Annotated in this window: 11 protein-coding genes; 8 read left to right on the forward strand and 3 right to left on the reverse strand. The window is 67.6% G+C overall.

All coding sequences use genetic code 11. The features are described from left to right. The first annotated feature begins 29 nt into the window (after nt 1-29). From ACWD04_RS03495 to ACWD04_RS03530, 8 genes are all read left to right on the forward strand, one after another. Entirely contained in the window at nt 30-521 is a 492-nt protein-coding gene (locus ACWD04_RS03495; RefSeq protein ID WP_451127646.1) for a hypothetical protein, read from the forward strand. Nucleotides 522-656: 135 nt separating this feature from the next. After that, nucleotides 657-1,160, forward strand: coding sequence for a hypothetical protein (locus ACWD04_RS03500; RefSeq protein WP_451127648.1), 504 nt, complete (start codon nt 657-659; stop codon nt 1,158-1,160). Nucleotides 1,161-1,339: 179 nt separating this feature from the next. Next, a complete protein-coding gene (locus tag ACWD04_RS03505) occupies nt 1,340-3,190 on the forward strand; it encodes an FG-GAP-like repeat-containing protein (protein WP_451127650.1) in 1,851 nt (616 codons plus the stop codon). 122 nt (nt 3,191-3,312) lie between these two features. Next, on the forward strand, nt 3,313-5,439 hold the full coding sequence (locus tag ACWD04_RS03510; RefSeq protein ID WP_451127652.1) for an FG-GAP-like repeat-containing protein: 2,127 nt from the start codon (nt 3,313-3,315) through the stop codon (nt 5,437-5,439). Nucleotides 5,440-5,717: 278 nt separating this feature from the next. Further along, the gene (locus ACWD04_RS03515) at nt 5,718-7,280 is read left to right on the forward strand and encodes an FG-GAP-like repeat-containing protein (protein WP_451127654.1); all 1,563 of its coding nucleotides are present in this window, start codon (nt 5,718-5,720) and stop codon (nt 7,278-7,280) included. A 693-nt stretch (nt 7,281-7,973) separates the two neighbouring features. Then, complete coding sequence (locus ACWD04_RS03520) at nt 7,974-9,161, forward strand: acyltransferase family protein (RefSeq protein ID WP_451127656.1); 1,188 nt, start codon at nt 7,974-7,976, stop codon at nt 9,159-9,161. Between the two features lie 172 nt (nt 9,162-9,333). Further along, nucleotides 9,334-9,936: an acyltransferase gene (locus ACWD04_RS03525; protein ID WP_451127658.1), complete on the forward strand. Its 603-nt coding sequence runs from the start codon at nt 9,334-9,336 to the stop codon at nt 9,934-9,936. Between the two features lie 361 nt (nt 9,937-10,297). Beyond that, complete coding sequence (locus tag ACWD04_RS03530) at nt 10,298-12,577, forward strand: glycosyltransferase family 4 protein (RefSeq protein ID WP_451127660.1); 2,280 nt, start codon at nt 10,298-10,300, stop codon at nt 12,575-12,577. 136 nt (nt 12,578-12,713) lie between these two features. Here the strand turns inward: ACWD04_RS03530 and ACWD04_RS03535 are convergent, their stop codons facing one another. The 3 genes from ACWD04_RS03535 to ACWD04_RS03545 are packed head-to-tail and all read right to left on the reverse strand — an operon-like array spanning nt 12,714 to nt 15,921. Beyond that, on the reverse strand, nt 12,714-14,096 hold the full coding sequence (locus tag ACWD04_RS03535; RefSeq protein ID WP_451127662.1) for a glycosyltransferase: 1,383 nt from the start codon (nt 14,094-14,096) through the stop codon (nt 12,714-12,716). Next, nucleotides 14,083-14,667, reverse strand: coding sequence for a hypothetical protein (locus ACWD04_RS03540; RefSeq protein ID WP_451127664.1), 585 nt, complete (start codon nt 14,665-14,667; stop codon nt 14,083-14,085). The genes ACWD04_RS03535 and ACWD04_RS03540 overlap by 14 nt, the downstream gene beginning before the upstream one ends. A gap of 9 nt (nt 14,668-14,676) precedes the next feature. Then, complete coding sequence (locus ACWD04_RS03545) at nt 14,677-15,921, reverse strand: glycosyltransferase family 4 protein (protein ID WP_451127666.1); 1,245 nt, start codon at nt 15,919-15,921, stop codon at nt 14,677-14,679. Nucleotides 15,922-16,058: the final 137 nt, after the last annotated feature.

Consider the following 16,058-nt stretch of genomic DNA (forward strand, 5'->3'; position numbering starts at 1 on the left):
TGAAGTTCCCTGGAAGTGAGGAGACGTCTGTGACCATCCCCCTGTGGGCGCTCGCGGTGCTGATTCCTGAACTCATGCTCACCTGCCTGCTGCTGCGATGGCTACCGGTGAGGCGAGAACGGTGGATCGCGGCTCTGCCGCTTCCGGTGACCGTCGTGACGGCCCTGGCTCTGCGGCTCACGGAGGTGTCGTGGCCGGCCACCCTTGCCACGTGCACCGGCTTCCTGTGGGGCGTCGCACTGGCACTGGCGCCGTTCTCGGGGTGGGTGTCGTCATGGACCCTTTCTCCGCACGGCCAGACGCGTCTACGGGGGCGTGAGGCAGCGCTCGTGGTGATGGGTGTGGTCACGCCCCTGTCGGTCAAGGGGTCGGACGCGGCACTGGAGAAGGCGTTTTCGGTGCGTCAAGTGGTACGGGCCCGAGGCCGGTTGCCGCTGGTGATGGGCGTGGCGCTGCTGGTTGTTCCGGTGACGGCCGCGGTAGGGGCCGGCTGGGCCACGGAATATGCAGGGTGGGCATGACGCCCTTCCGCAACTCATGCTTGAATACGCGAACTTGAGCCACCGACTTCCGGAAATATGGCCACCTGCCCTGTTTCGGACAGTCGGGGAACAATCAATACGGAACATATCCCGGAACGAAAAAAGGAAACCATCATGAAGTTTGCACGGCGCGTGGTCGCGACCGGTGTGGCAGCCGCTGCCTGCATCGCAGCAGTTGTCACCGTGGCACATGCCGACGAGGCTCAGGTCAGAACTGCGGCCACCGCAGCGGACGAGCTTCCTCCTTATGCCGTCGAGGACTTCGCCTACCCGCAGGCGGACAAGATCGAGGCGGAACTCGGTATCGTCCTCAAGCGCGGCGACGGACACATCACTCTCGCGGACTGCGCATCCGGCGGCAGCCTTCTGGAGGTGTACTCGCGCACCAAGGGCCGGTTCTGTTTCCGCGCCATCGGTGACTCCGGCTACCTGAGCCTGGAAGTTCCGGAGGTCTACGGGGTCAAGGGCAGCACCTCGCACGAGACCGATGTAACGCTGACCACGGAGGGCGACGAGCAGAACATCTCCGTCGCCAAGGACGAGTGGAAGGCCGTCGGGCAGTCCGCAGACCCGGAGGGCCGCGACTACGTTCTCGTGGAGCTCTCCACCTCCGCGTAGGCCCCACTCCGCCGGCGCTCTCACACGCCCGACGCGTATGAGGCGTAGGCATGTTGGCCCGTTACCGCAGGCCACCCGCGACAGCCGGTTCCGCCATTCGAGGCGCCGGCCCGGCGAGGCGGGCGCCTGCCTTCTCCGGTGCGTGCCTGTACGGCGCACAACCCAAGCGAGGAATTTCCGTGCCCTTGAGACCCTCCCGCCGTGTGCGGGTCATTGCCGGGCTCGCCGCCGCCACCGCGGCCGGCGCGTTCACGCTCACCACTCCGGCGCAGGCTGTCATCGGTGACGCGGTCGCCGACGGCGCCTACGCCTTCACCGCGAGGATCCAGATCGGCGCCGGCGACACGAGCCGCGCCTGCACCGGCTCCCTCGTCGACGCCCAGTACGTCCTCACCGCCAGCAGCTGCTTCGCGGCCGCCGGACAGCCCGCCTTCCCGATACCCGCCGGCGCACCGGCGGAGAAGGCCACGGCGACCATCGGGCGTACGGACCTGTCCGGCAGCGGGGGCAAGGTCGTCGAGATCACCGAGCTGGTCCCCCGCGCGGACCGTGACCTGGTGATGGCCAAGCTCGCCACCCCGGTCACCGACATCACCCCCGTCCTCCTCGCCGCCGCCCCGCCCACAGCCGGTGAGACGCTGCAGGCCGTGGGCTACGGCCGCACCAAGGACACCTGGGTGCCGGACCGTCTGCACGCCGGCGCCTTCACGGTCACGCAGGCCGATGCCACCACCGTCGCCGTCACCCGGGACGGCGGCAGCATCTGCAAGGGCGACGCCGGCGGTCCCGCGCTGCGCGAGACCGACGGCAAGGCCGAACTCGTCGCCGTCCACAGCGCCTCCTGGCAGGCCGGCTGCCTCGGCTCCGAGGAAACCCGCAACGGCGCAGTCGAAACCCGCCTCGACGACATCACGGACTGGGTGCAGCAGGTTCGTGCCCTACCCGGTGAGGCCCAGGTCGCCTCCGGTGACTTCAACGCGGACGGCAAGGAGGACATCGCCGCCTTCTACGACAACGGCACCTCCCCCGAGGGCAAGAACCGGTCCTCGCTGTTCGCCTTCTACAGCACCGGCACCGGCTTCGCCGCCCCCAAGAACGTATGGAGCACCCCTGGCGGCTTCACCTGGGCTTCCAGCAAGCTGACCTCGGGTGACTTCGACGGTGACGGCAAGGACGATGTCGCAGTCTTCTACGACAGCGGATCCTCCGACACCGGAGCCGTCTCCTCGCTCTACACCTTCACCAGCACCGGCACCGGTTTCAAGGCCCCGCGCAAGACCTGGACCACACCCGGCGGTTTCACGTGGGACCGGAGCAAGGTGACCTCCGGCGACTACAACGGTGACGGCAAGGACGACGTCGCAGTCTTCTACGACAACGGATCCTCCGACACCGGAAGGATCTCCTCGCTCTACACCTTCACCAGCAACGGCACCGACTTCGACAACCCCCGCAAGACCTGGACCACCCCCGGCGGCTTCACCTGGTCCGCCGGCCAGGTCACCTCCGGCGACTTCAACAAGGACGGCAAGGACGACGTCGCCGTCCTCTACAACGGAGGCAAGTCCGCCGACGGCAAGTTCATCTCCTCGCTCTACACCTTCACCAGCGACGGCACCGTCTTCAACAACCCCCGCAAGTCCTGGACCAGCAGCGGATCCTTCAACTGGAGCGCCAGCAAGCTGACTTCCGGCGACTACACGGGAGACGGCCGGGCCGACATCGGCATCCTCTACAACCGAGGCACCACGGCGGAAGGCGTCCACCGGTCCGCCCTGTTCACCCTCGCCGGCGACGGCACCGACTTCGCCGCTCCCCGCGAGGTCTGGACGAGCACCGGCTCCTTCAGCTGGGCCGCCGGCCAGCCCGTCACCGGCGACTTCAACAAGGACGGCAAGGACGACATCGGCGTCCTCTACCGCTCCGGAACGACCGCCGACGGCCGCCGCATCGACTCCCTGTTCTCCTTCACCAGCACCGGGACCGACCTCCAGGCGCCCGTCAAGCACTGGAGCGGCAGCGTCGTCTGACCCCCCGCGCACAGATCGGTGCCCGGGCCCGCCATGGGCCCGGGCACCGGCACGGCCCGCCGGAGTCTCCGGTCACGGCCGAGAGCTGACCACCCGCCGCTTGCGCACCTCAAGGAATCAACGTGTCCTTCAGAACCTCCCGCAGAGTGCGGGCGACATCCCTGCTGGCCGCTGTCGCAGCGGTCGGCTCCGTCACCCTCACCTCACCGGCTCAGGCAGTCGTCGGCGACCCGGTCGCCGACAACACCTACGCCTTCACCGCGAAAATCGAGATCGGTGACGGCGAGACCGAACGGGCCTGCACCGGATCCCTCGTCGACACCCAGTGGGTCCTGACCGCGAGCAGCTGCTTCACGGACGGAGCCACCGAACTGTCCGTGGGTAAGCCGGCGGTGAAAACAGTGGCCACGATCGGCCGCGTCGATCTGAATGCCGGCGGGGGACATGTCAGCGAGATCGTCGACCTGGTGCCTCGGGCCGGACGCGACCTCGTCATGGCCCGCCTTGCGACCCCCGCCACCGGCATCACCCCGGTCGCGGTGGCCAACACCCCCGTCGCCGCGGGCGACACCCTCACAGCTGCCGGGTATGGCCGCACGAAGACCGAGTGGGTGCCTGACAAACTCCACACCGCGGCCTTCACCGTCGACACCGCCGACGCCACCGAACTCGGCATCACCGGTAAGACCGCCACCGACGCGATCTGCAAGGGCGACACCGGCGGTCCCCTGCTGCGCACCGCCAACGGGAAGCTCGAACTCGTCGGCGTCAGCAGCCGCTCATGGCAAAGCGGCTGCTTCGGCGAGACCGAGACCCGCATCGGCGCCATAGCCGCCCGAGCCGACAACACCGTCCTCGGCTCCCGCCTCAGCCTCGGCCAGCGCCTGCTTCCCGGGGAAACTCTCGCCTCCGCCTCGATCAAGCTCACCATGCAGACCGACGGCAACCTGGTCATCACCTCCAACGCGGGCAAGACCCTCTGGTCCACGGGAACCACCGACGCCGGTGCGACCGCCCTGCTGAACGCGGACGGAAACCTCGTCGTACGTAATTCCGCCGATACCGCCAACCTCTGGGAAGCCGGGACGCCCGCCACCGGCGGCACCGCCGTCCTCCAGGACCGCGGCAACTTCGTGGTACTCAACGCACAGGCCCAGTCGGTGTGGTCGAGTGGCACGGCCATCCGCCACGACTACAACGGCGACGGCCGCAGTGACATGGCCGCTTGGTACAACTACACCGACGGCCGCGATGCCATCCACAGCTTCCTCGGAGGCACCGACGGCGCCATCACCAAGCCCTTCATGTCCTACGATGTCGCGGACGGTGTCTGGGACACGAGGGCCATGAAGTACATCACCGGTGACTTCAACGGCGACGGACGCGGTGACATGGCCGTCCTCAAGGGCTACGGCGACACCAGCATCAAGCTGTGGGTCGCGCAGGGCAGGATCGACGGCGGCTTCGACACTCCGTTCACCGCATGGAGTGCCCCGGCCGGCAGCTTCCACATCAGCTACATGACCCCGCAGGCCGGTGACTTCAACGGGGACGGCCGCGACGACATGGCTGTCTGGTACAACTACACCGACGGAACCACCAAGCTCTGGACGTTCACCAGCACGGCCAAGGGGACTTTCGACGCGCCCTTCAGCTCCTGGTCCGCCCCCGCGGGCAGCTGGCTGCGCACGCGCTCCAAGTTCATCACCGGTGACTTCAACGGCGACGGCCGCGACGACCTCAGCGTCTTCTACGGCCAGGGGGACGACTCCGTGAAGACCTATGTCTTCCCGGCAGCTCCCGACGGCGGCTTCGCCGCTCCCGCCGCGTGGTGGCAGAGCGCCTCCCTGGACTGGAACCGCACCACCCCGCACTCCGGTGACTTCAACGGCGACGGTCGCGACGACGCGCTGGTCTGGTACGACTACACCGACGGCAGCGACAAGACCTCCACCATCCTGTCGGAGAACGTCGACGGCAAGGACCGCTTCGGTTCCGCCAAGGTCACGCTCAACAGTCCTCCCGGCAACCTGAACGTCAGCCGCATGCAGTTCGTCACGGGCGACTACAACGGCGACGGCCGCGACGACCTCGCCACACTCAACCACCAGGCCGACGGCACGGTGAAGATGTGGACCTGGACAGCCCGGGCCGACGCCCTGTTCAACGGCGGCCTCGCCGGCTGGAGTGCCCCCGCCAGCAGCTGGGCCTTCGCCTCCGCCCGCTTCTTCAGCACCTACAACAACTAGGTTCACTGCCCACGGAGGTCGGGTGCGGTGACAGTGATCGTCCTCTGCAACGACTGCACGACTGCGGTCGACATGACCGTAGGTGCCGACGAGAGGCCGTTCGAATCACCAAGAGCACCTGGACCTCGGTGGGCGAGGCCACGGACACCGAGGGCCGCGATCACGTGCTCGTCGAGAGCAGATCCTCCAAGTAACCGCAGGCCGGCACCGTCATGCCCACCGCTGCGCGATCCGATACCCAGAGGACGCGCGGCCCCTGTCCCTAGGAATCCACGTTCATGTACCTCTCCAGACGCCCCCGCCTCTCCGCGTTGGCCGCTGCTCTGCTCGCGGCCCCCGTCGTGCTGAGCGCCGTTCCAGCCGCGGCCGTGACCACCCACGCCACCGCACTCACCGGAACCGACGCCCCGGCACAGCTGAACTACGTCGCGAAGATCAACGTCGGTGGACAGACCGCCTGCACCGGCACTCTCGTCGACTCGCAATGGGTCCTGACCACCGCCGCCTGCTTCGCCGCAGACGGCAGACCCCCCGTAGGCAAACCCGCCGTCACCACCACCGTGACCGTCGGTCGCACCGACCTGACCCAGACCAGCGGCAGCGTCCTGCCGGCCATCCGGCTCGTCCCACATGCCGACCGGGATCTGGTACTCGTCAAACTCGCCGGCCGGATCACCGATCCGAGCATCACACCCGTCCGGTTGGCGACCACGCCCGCCGCTGCGGGTGAGGAGCTGGTGAAGGCCGGATTCGGGCGCACCAAGACCGAATGGGTGCCCGACAAGCTCCACACCGGCACGTTCACCGTCGCCTCCACCACGGACACGACAGTGGACCTCGTCGGCTCCGACACCGCGACCGTCTGCAAGGGCGACGCCGGCGGTCCCGCCTTGCGCACCGTCAACGGCATCACGACCCTCGTCGCCATCAACTCTCGCTCCTGGCAAGGCGGATGTCTCGGCGCCGATGCCGCCGAGACACGTACTGGTGCCATCGACATCCGTGTTGACGACATCGGCGACTGGGTCGATCACGCCACCTCCCGCAATCCGGATGACCTCACCGGTGACGGCAAGGCCGACCTCGCGGCGGTCAAGGACGACGGCATTCTGTGGATCTATCCCGGCACCGGGAAGGCGAGCGGCAGCACCCTCGGCGCCCGCTTCCAGGCCGGCACCAGCTGGCAGAGCCAGGACGTCGTCACCACCGGCGACCTCAACAACGACGGCATCGGTGACCTCCTGTCCCGTCAGGCATCCGACGGCACCTTGTGGGTCTACCCCGGCACCGGAAAGTCCGGCATGGAGGCCTTCGGAACCCGCTACCAGATCGGCAGAAGCTGGCAGACCCAGAACATCACCCGCACCGGGGACCTCAACAGTGACGGGCTCACCGATGTACTGACCCGTCAGGCATCCGACGGCACCTTGTGGGTCTACCCCGGCACCGGAAAGCCCGGCATGGAAACCCTCGGCACCCGCTACCAGATCGGCACCAGCTGGCAGACCCAGAACGTCATCACCACCGGCGACCTCAACAACGACGGGCGCACTGACGTATTGTCCCGTCAGGCATCCGACGGCACCTTGTGGGTCTACCCCGGCACCGGGAAATCCGGCATGGAGACCTTCGGCACCCGCTACCAGGCCGGCAGAAGCTGGCAGACCCAGAACGCCACCCGCACCGGCGACTTCAACAGTGACGGGCTCACCGATGTACTGACCCGTCAGGCATCCGACGGCACCTTGTGGGTCTACCCCGGCACCGGAAAATCCGGCATGGAGACCTTCGGCACCCGCTACCAGGCCGGCACCGGCTGGGGGGCCTACCGCATCATCTGAGCGGCGGGGATGATCACCGACTCTTCCCCGCATCCCTCTCGGGGGTGCGGGGGGGGGTTCCCTGAGCCATGGGCAGCACCGGCACCGATCAGTCCCACGGCCGCGACGTCACCGGCGACGGCAAGGCCGGCTTTCGGTGTACGGACTTGGCTTGCCCCTGTCGGCCTTGAATTCTCGCGGTGCGGCAGCGTGATCAACGGGCATGCGCGGGTCGTTCCGATGCGGGCGCACCACGCGACGCACCGGCTCCATCCCTCCCTGTCCTGGCCGCGGTGCGTGACCTGGAGCGGTCGGATCTGATCACCGTGGTGGTGCGGGCGGGAGGTGGCCCACGCTTCCAGGCGTCTGTCCCTGCGCCGGATCATGGTGCAGAACTGTCACCGCGATGCCGCAGCCCGCCTGCTCCGACGCACCGAGGAGGACGGGGGCCCGGAGGTGTGATGGAAGACGGCGGATCTCACCGTGCGTACGCTTGCGTCGGCGCTGCCCCGCGCATCAGCTCACACCGGAGGGCGCGACCGGGCAGGGCATTCCGCGACGGGTGAGCAGGAGCTCGCCCTCGCTGCCCATTACTCTGCTCCTTGGGCTGTCCGGGGGCACGGCCTCTACGCGCCCGCCGCACAGACACAGACCGGGCCCTCGGCAGGCGCGTCACCCCGGAAAGACTCCCCCGCATTCGAAGATGGTGACCACATGTCGGCCGGCCTGATATCCGCCCACAACACGCGTGACCGGCTCCCCTCACTGACCGGCCTGCGCTTCTGGGCGGCGCTGGCGGTCGTCCTCTACCACTTGTCGAGGCAAACAGGAAAACTGCCCTGGATCAGCGACCTGACCTGGTATGGGCGCAGCGGGGTGACCTTTTTCTTCGTGCTGTCGGGCTTCGTCCTGGCGTGGACCTACGACGGGAAGGCCGTGCCTCCCGCCGTCTTCTACTGGAGGCGCTTCGCCAGGATCTGGCCCCTGTTGGCGGCATCCGTCGTCACCTCCGTCGCGGTGTGGCGTGTCATGGGAACCGAGGTCTCCCTCCGGGGCGTCGCCGCCACGCTGGGTCTCGTCAACTCCTGGACGCCCGAGCATCAGTACCTGGTGGGCGGCAACCCCGCCGCCTGGTCACTCAGTGACGAAGCCTGGTTCTATCTCGTGTTTCCGCTGCTGCTGATGCTGCCGTTGCTTCGTTCGGCCCGCGGAAGGATGTGGTGCGCCGTCGCGCTGTGCGCCGCATCGGCGGCCGTCTGGGCATCCGGGGCGCTGTTCGACGATCCGGCGATCCGGCTCTGGGCACTCGACTACTTCCCGCCGACGCGCACCCTCCAGTTCGTTCTCGGTGTGGTCGTGGGCCTGGCGGTCAGACGCGGATGGCGGCCACCGGTACGCCTTCCCGTAGCCATCGCACTCGTCCTGGCCGGCCACATCGCACTGATTCCCTGGTCACGGGCGGTCCCCGACGGCTTCTGGCACAGCCCGTACAGTGCCTCGCACCTGCTGTCCGCACCGCTCTTCGCCCTCCTCGTGGCCGCAGCTGCCAGGGCCGACCTCGATGGCCGCAGAACAGGTCTGGGCGGACCCTGGATGATCCGGCTCGGGCACTGGTCCTTCGCGTGGTACCTGTTCCACGAGATCGTGATCAGAGCGCTCGTCGGTCACCTGGGCCGCCCGGACACGCAGGCCGCCACGCTCAAGCTCTGGCTGCTGGCGCTGGGGATCAGCCTGGTCGTCGCAGCGATGGCCTACCAGTGGGTGGAGCACCCGCTGGAACGCCTGCTCCGCCGGGCAGGGCCGGGCGGTGGCGCCGTGGCCTCCCGTCGTTCCGGGACGTCGGTAGGTGAGAGACTCCAGCCCACCGCGCCGAGTCCGGGCCCGTCGGCCTCCGACACATAGGACGTACGCCGAAGGGCCCGGATGGGCGGCGTCCGTACGTGAGGATGCCGCGCGGGCGTGTCCCCGCAGGCTGCGGCCGACGGTCCCGTGCACACGACGAGGATCGGGTCCACAGCCGCCGCGCCGCAACTCGTATGCTCTCGGCAAGTCCGCTCTTCGGAAGGTATGACACGTGAACTACAGGGTTCAGCCCACCGCGCAGGTCGACGACAGCGCCGAGATCGGCGCCGGCAGCAGCGTGTGGGAGCTCGCCCAGATCCGTGAGGGGGCCAAGCTCGGCGAAGGCTGTGTGGTCGGCAGAGGCGCGTACGTGGGTACGGGCGTACAGATCGGGGACAACGTCAAGCTGCAGAACTACGCCCTCGTGTACGAGCCGGCCGAGCTCGGCGACGGTGTCTTCGTCGGCCCCGCCGTGGTCCTCACCAACGACCACAACCCGCGCTCGGTCGACCCCCAGGGCAAGCAGAAGCGTGGCGGTGACTGGGAGGCCGTCGGAGTGAAGGTCGCGGAAGGCGCTTCTCTGGGAGCCCGCTCCGTCTGTGTCGCTCCCGTGCGGGTCGGACGCTGGGCGATGGTCGCGGCCGGCGCCGTCGTCACGAAGGACGTGCCGGACTTCGCGCTGGTCGTCGGCGTACCGGCACGGCAGATCGGCTGGGTCGGCCGAAGCGGACAGCGCCTCACCGAGCAGGCGGGCGAGCCCGGGGTCTGGGCCTGCCCGCAGAGCGGTGCGCTGTATGAGGAGAAGGACGGCGTCCTGGCTGAGCGCGCGGGCTGACTCCTGGACGGGCCGGCACTACGCGGCCCCGGGGCGGGCGGGCAACCCGGGCGGCGTGTCTTCACGCCTCGCCTCCGGAGGGCCGTTGCACCACGCCGTTCTCCGGGCTCGGCCGTCCGCTGCCGGTGTCCCGTCATCCGTCGACGCCCCGATCGAACGCCGTGCGCCCTTCGGCAGAGGGTGGCGCCCCGACCGGTCCGGCTGAGCCCCGGCGGCAAGGGCCCGCGGCGCGTCCGTCAGCATCTCGTCACGGTGCGCCCGCGATAAGCTGACTTCCGCTGCGCCGCACGGATGTGCGACCTTCTCGATAACGCCTCTATGTGATCATCAGGGCGCAGAGTGAACGTGCGAAGGGATTCAAATGAATAGCCACGTGCTCTATCTCGCACACGGCAGTTACCGAGTGCGAGCGGCACGCGAGCACGTGAAGAGGCTGTCGGACTCCGGCGTCCGGGTCCTGCTGGTCGTACCGGCCACGGAGAACTGGACGGAGGCCGTCACGGAGCTGGAAGCCCTCGACAACGTCGAGGTCGTCCAGCTCGCCCCGGACAAGAAGGGCTCGGTGCTGAAGGCGGCAAAGAAATTCGTCCTGGCCAAGACAGGACCCGCCTCCTCCGTCGACACCGTCGTCGCGGGCGACGCCCAGGCCCTGCCGACAGCTTGGACGCTGACGAAGCAGCGACCCGACGTCACACTTCGCTTGGAACCGTACGCTCCTGACGGGCGCGTCGCGGAGGCCGCCGACCTCGCCGTGATCACCCCGTGGTACCCCTCGCCGAACAACCCCTACGCGGGCGCCTTCGTGAAAATGGCGACTCGCAGCGTCGCCGACAAGTTCGACCGGCTCTCGATCATCCACACCGAGGACTGGTCAGGCCCCGCGGACGCCGCTCTGAACGACGCGATCAAGATCACGACCGATCGTCTCCAGGACAACAGGGACCTGGTCCCTGTCCTGGACACCCCCGAGGGCTCTCTTCTCCGCGTCCCGGTGCCTCTCGTCCACCGGAAGAACTACAGCCCGTGGGTCACCGCGCAGGAAACGGCGTTGCGGAAGGCATTGCCCGGCGGGCGGATCAAGGCCCCTGTCATCCATGCTCACGCCGGTATCTACGGCGGCGTGCTCGCCATGCGACTGGCCCAGCCCGACGCCCGCATCGTCGTGACGGAACACGCCACCTTCCTGAACAAAATCTTTTCCCAGCCCGCCGCTCGCGCTCTCTACCACGACGTGCTGGTGCGGGCGGACGCCTTCCTCTGCGTCAGCACATATCTGCGCGACCAGATCGCCGCCGAGTTCCCGGACGTCGCCGAAAAGTTGCGGGTGGTCCCGAACGTCGTCGATTTCGACTCCTTCTTGACCGGTTGCGACTACTCCCAGGAACTGCGCAAATGGCTGTACGTCGGCCGGCTGGTCAAACACAAGGGAGTAAGTGAACTGCTGGAGGCCTTCGCGCTTGTCGCGGAGAAAGACCCCCTGGTCACGCTCTCCATGGTGGGCAGCGGTGCCCTGGAGGAGGATCTCCTCGCCCGGGCCGAGGCCCTCGGACTCGGCGATCGCTTCAGCATTCTTCCTCCGGTGACGCCGGACGAGGTCAACGGGCTGATGCACCGGCACGACCTGCTCGTGCACGCGAGCAAGATCGAGACCTTCGGCATGACCATAGTCGAGGCCGTCGCGGCCGGACTTCCGGTACTCGTCACCCGGAGTTTCGGGCCGGAGGAAACGCTGGCCGGCATCGAGACCACGGCCGGCTCGATGATGGATATCAGCGACGACCCTCAGGTCATCGCCGACGCCTACTGGGATCTTCGCGCCCGAGCGAGCGAGCTCGATCTTCCCGCGGCACGCGAAGTCCTCGAACAGCGGTACGGGGCTCCGGCGGTGGCGCAGCAGCTGATGGACGTGTATCTGAACCGCCCGTCGGATCCGGCCGCTGTCGGTACGCCGGTCTCCGCCGACGCCGATGCCGCCCCGTCGGCGAACGTGCGGAGCGGCCCTGCCCCGGCGGCTGGACTCGGGACCGAGACGTCGGAGACCGCTGCGGAGCCGTCTGCCGAAGGCGCCGAACAGGTCGGCAGGGCCGTGCTGCTCGCCCTCGCACCTCCGAAGCCGCGCCGTGTCGCGGACTTCGCGAACCACCTGCTGGAGCGCGGTGTGCACGTCACGGTGGTGACCGCCAACAACTCCGCCTGGCGGCGCACCGGCCTGGATCCACGCGTCACCCTGGTCAGCATCGAGCAGGGTGAGAAGCGGCTGCTGATTCCCCGTGGTGAGCGCTTCGTCATCTACAAGGCACCGCGGGCCATACTCAACCGCGCGCGCAGGATGGCCCGGAAGCGTCGGACGGCCATCACCTCCGAACTCGTGGTCGCCGCCACGCAACGGGTGCACTCCAAGGCGGCCAACGCGTTTCACAAGAACGTCTTCAACCGTGGGTACCGAGAGGTGCGGCCGCAACTGCTCTCCCGCATCGCCCGGCGCAAGGCCCTGCCGGAGCTTCGGCTGGACCTGACGGATCATGTGTTCGTGTGCGACATCAACAGCACCGTGACCGGCTGGAAGTGGGCCAAGTCGTTCCCGAACCTCACGGTGACGACGAACCTCGACCGGACGACCTACTCGGCCAAGAAGGCGTGACAGCAGCAGCGCGGGCTCGCACGGCGAGCCCGCGCTGCTCTTGATGACCGCCGGCTCAGCGCGCCGTGGACAGCGAAACAGCCGATGCCCGAATCAACAGGATTCGGGCATCGGCTGTTTGTCGGAGATTTTCTGCCTATTCAGCGACCGGACGGCCCACGATTTCTCTGAGCCGCTCCTCGAACGGAATGAGGACGGCTTCTCGCGTGTAGACATCAGCATGCCTTCGCGCCGCTTCGCGCTGCTCCGGCGCAAGGTCTCTGGCAGCCTTTCCAGCAGCCACCATCGAAGCGGCCAGGGCATCTACGTCGAGACCGTTCGCGTTGAACCACAGTGGATAGCCTTCCAGCACATCCTGAGCGGCGATATCCGGCGCGTGGACGGAGACAATGGGGTGCCCGAACGCCATGTACTCGAAAATCTTGCCCGAGGTCACGTACTTACCCCCGCCGGCCAGGAAGACCAGCACGTCGGCGTCCTCGTAGACCTGCCCCACCTCTGTCTTCGACACCGGGCCGCAGTAGCGCAGACCGGTGTCCTCGTCACCGCGCTCACGGGCGGCGTCGTCAAGCCCGAGGCGCATGAGTAGGGACTGTGGGCTGTTCTTGAAGAAGCCCAGGTGACCATGTATCTGCAGCTCGGCGTCGGCAAGCTCCGGGTGCCGACGGGCGATCTTGAAAGCGTCGGCCATCTCTTCGACCGGCTGCTTGGCAGTGAGTGTGCCGAGATAGGCGAATTTGAGCGGTCGCTGCGTTTGACCGGCCTCAAGCGGACTCTCGTCCCGTTCCACTGTCCCGGCCGCAGGAATCACATCTGCATCCCAGCCGTTCGGGACCACCATCATGCGTTCAGCTACATCCGGGTAACGCTCCGCGTGCCAGCCTCGCAGGGCTTCGTTGACGAAGACCGCGGCGGAAGCCCGCTCCAGGCACTTCTTCTCCCAACTCCAGGCGACGTGGCCCTCCGGATAGCCGGGCTCGTCCGTGAAGAGGTCCAGAGTCCAGGAGTCGCGGTAGTCCATGACGTACGGGACACCGGTGAGGCGGTTGAACAGCCAGGCGGCACCGAACGAGGCGAAGGGGTTCCCCGTCGCCACGACCACGTCGAAGCGCTTCCTCGCGTGCAGCTTCAGGCCGCGGGCCACCGACGCCCATGCCCACGAAGCGTAACGCTCAGGAAAGATCTTCTCCTGCCCGAACTCGTAGAGACGCTTCGCCATGAGCGGGAACGTACGGCGCAGAGTGCTGAAGCTGCGCAGATCCTGCTGCCAGGAATACTGATTCAGAGAAGGCCGCTCCACGCGGATGCGGGGATCGACGGTCTCCGAAAGTCCCTCGTCGACCGACCCGATGACGTCGTAAAGGAAGTCGAGGGGCGCGGCGCACACCGTGACGTCCCAGTCCTTCGCCGCCAGGTGATTCGCCGTTGCCCTGGCCCGGTACACCCCACTCGCACGGGACGGTGGAAAGTAGAAAGCCAGGTAGAGCACTCTGAGTCGCCGGCCACTACGGTTGTTCATCGGTGTCCTTATCGAGGGCGATCAGCGACCGCTGAGCATTCGGGGGTACGTCGTAGTCGAGGCCGTAGCAGACCCTCGGGGCCGAGCCGTCGGCCGTCCATGCTTCCATGAGCTGAGCCGCACGGGGCACGGAGAGCGCGTCACTCACGACAAGGAGATCGAGCCCCCCGCGTGCCTCGAAAGGCGCACGTACCATTCGGGCCTTGGCATCGGGCCACACCCGTCGGTGCAGTGGCAGGAATACCTTGCGGTGCAACCTGGCCGCAACACGTCGTTCATACGTCTTGAGCACCCGTCGGGCCCGGCCACGCAGTGGCCCACGCCCTACAGCGCGAACCGTGGCCCGCGGCGCCCGGTACAGCACCGCGTGCTCCATCCGCCTGGGCAGATGCCGGGCTTCCAGTGCGGCCAACGTCGTCACGGCGACTCCTGGCGCGAACTGCACACCTTGCCAGGACTTCTTCTTGTCCACCACCACCACGACCTGAGCGCCGTTCGACATGGCCTCGGCCGACTCGTCCAGCACCGCGCGCTTGCGTGACCCGCCCAGGGCCAGGAACAGAACCTGCATGTCACTCCATCAATCGAGGGCGCCGGCCCGTTCGGTACCCTCACTCCGGTTCTGCGCAGCCGCGGGGAACCAGAGCCGGTAATGAGCATCAGCAACAGCCTCGTAGCCGTAACGGCTCGCCAGGACCTCCTGGGCGCGCGTCAGATCCAGGCCGTGCTCAAAACGGTTGCGCAGTCGCCAGTAACCCTCACTGATCGACTCCGCGTTCTCCTCGACGTCGATGAGTTCGCCGGCCTCGGTCTCTATCCCGGCGAGCGTCTCCTCCGGGCCGCCGCACCGCGTGACCAGGACGGGCATACCTGCGGCGACCGCCTCCACCACGGTCATCCCGAACGTCTCGTAGCGGCTGGGGTGCACGAGGAGATCGTGCTCACGCATCAGAGTGAGTGCCTTCTCCGGAGGAACGGCTCCCAGGAACGAGACGGAGTCCGCCAGCCCCAACTCGACGACCCGCTCCGTGAGCTGGGCGCGCAGCTCCCCCTCGCCCACCATGGTGAGCGTCAGCTGAGGATCCTTGGCGTGGCACTGCGCGAAGGCTTCGACGAGCCAGGCGACACCCTTGCGCGGGATCAGTCCACCCAGGAACAGCCACCGGCGCAGTGCGGAGACGGGGGTGGTGCGCTGCGTCTCGAACGAGATCGGGTTGGGGATCTGCTGAATCTTGTCCACGTGGTGCGGGAACTCCGCCGTCAGCACGTCCCGGATCGGGTCACCGACCGCGAAGAAGCCGTCGACCCGGTGCAGCAGCTCGTCGTACAGCTCCCGGGCCTCCGGTTCAGCCAGCACGCGATCCAGGTAGGTGGCGTGTTCGGTGACGAACACACGGGCGTCAGGGCGAGCGTTCTGCAGAGCGGCCCACCCTCCCGGCAACCCGACGTGAGCATGCACCACAGGCGCGTCGATCGGCTTGCCGCTCAACGCTGCGCGCAGCTGGCGCTCGTGGTTCCGTGCCAGCGCTCCGAAGTCCTGACCGCGCGGAGTGGTCACGGCGAGGTGGACGAGCTGTGCGCCGCCCACCGTCGGGACGGGCCGCACTGCCAGTGGAGCAAGGGTACGGTTCGCCGCCTCAACCGCTTCCACAGTTTGCTGATCCATGCGGGACACCCAGGTGTCACAGTGGTAGACGAGCAGACTGTCGCAGCCCGGAGCGGTGGCGTCGACCATTGCCTGGACGAACGCCCCTCGGAAAGGCAGCTCACGAGACGGATACCACGGCGTGACAACAGCCGCGTCCCGGGACGCTGCCTCACTCATTGACGACTTCTTCCCTAGCACAACCGGTAGGCGGACACTTTATCATCGGGGCGATTCCGAACAGCGATCGCCTCTCACCCGCTGACACGTCGAGCGCCCATGCGCAGAACACGTAGCCTGCCGGTAACAACATCTGC

This window comes from Streptomyces sp. NPDC002911 (genome assembly GCF_053591835.1).

Excerpts from the sequence above, each read along its gene's own strand:
- ACWD04_RS03500 (WP_451127648.1), top strand. The coding sequence starts at position 657 with ATGAAGTTTGCACGGCGCGTGGTCGCGACCGGTGTGGCAGCCGCTGCC.
- ACWD04_RS03515 (WP_451127654.1), top strand. The coding sequence starts at position 5,718 with ATGTACCTCTCCAGACGCCCCCGCCTCTCCGCGTTGGCCGCTGCTCTG.
- ACWD04_RS03520 (WP_451127656.1), top strand. The coding sequence starts at position 7,974 with ATGTCGGCCGGCCTGATATCCGCCCACAACACGCGTGACCGGCTCCCC.
- ACWD04_RS03530 (WP_451127660.1), top strand. The coding sequence starts at position 10,298 with ATGAATAGCCACGTGCTCTATCTCGCACACGGCAGTTACCGAGTGCGA.
- ACWD04_RS03535 (WP_451127662.1), bottom strand. The coding sequence starts at position 14,096 with ATGAACAACCGTAGTGGCCGGCGACTCAGAGTGCTCTACCTGGCTTTC.
- ACWD04_RS03540 (WP_451127664.1), bottom strand. The coding sequence starts at position 14,667 with ATGCAGGTTCTGTTCCTGGCCCTGGGCGGGTCACGCAAGCGCGCGGTG.
- ACWD04_RS03545 (WP_451127666.1), bottom strand. The coding sequence starts at position 15,921 with ATGAGTGAGGCAGCGTCCCGGGACGCGGCTGTTGTCACGCCGTGGTAT.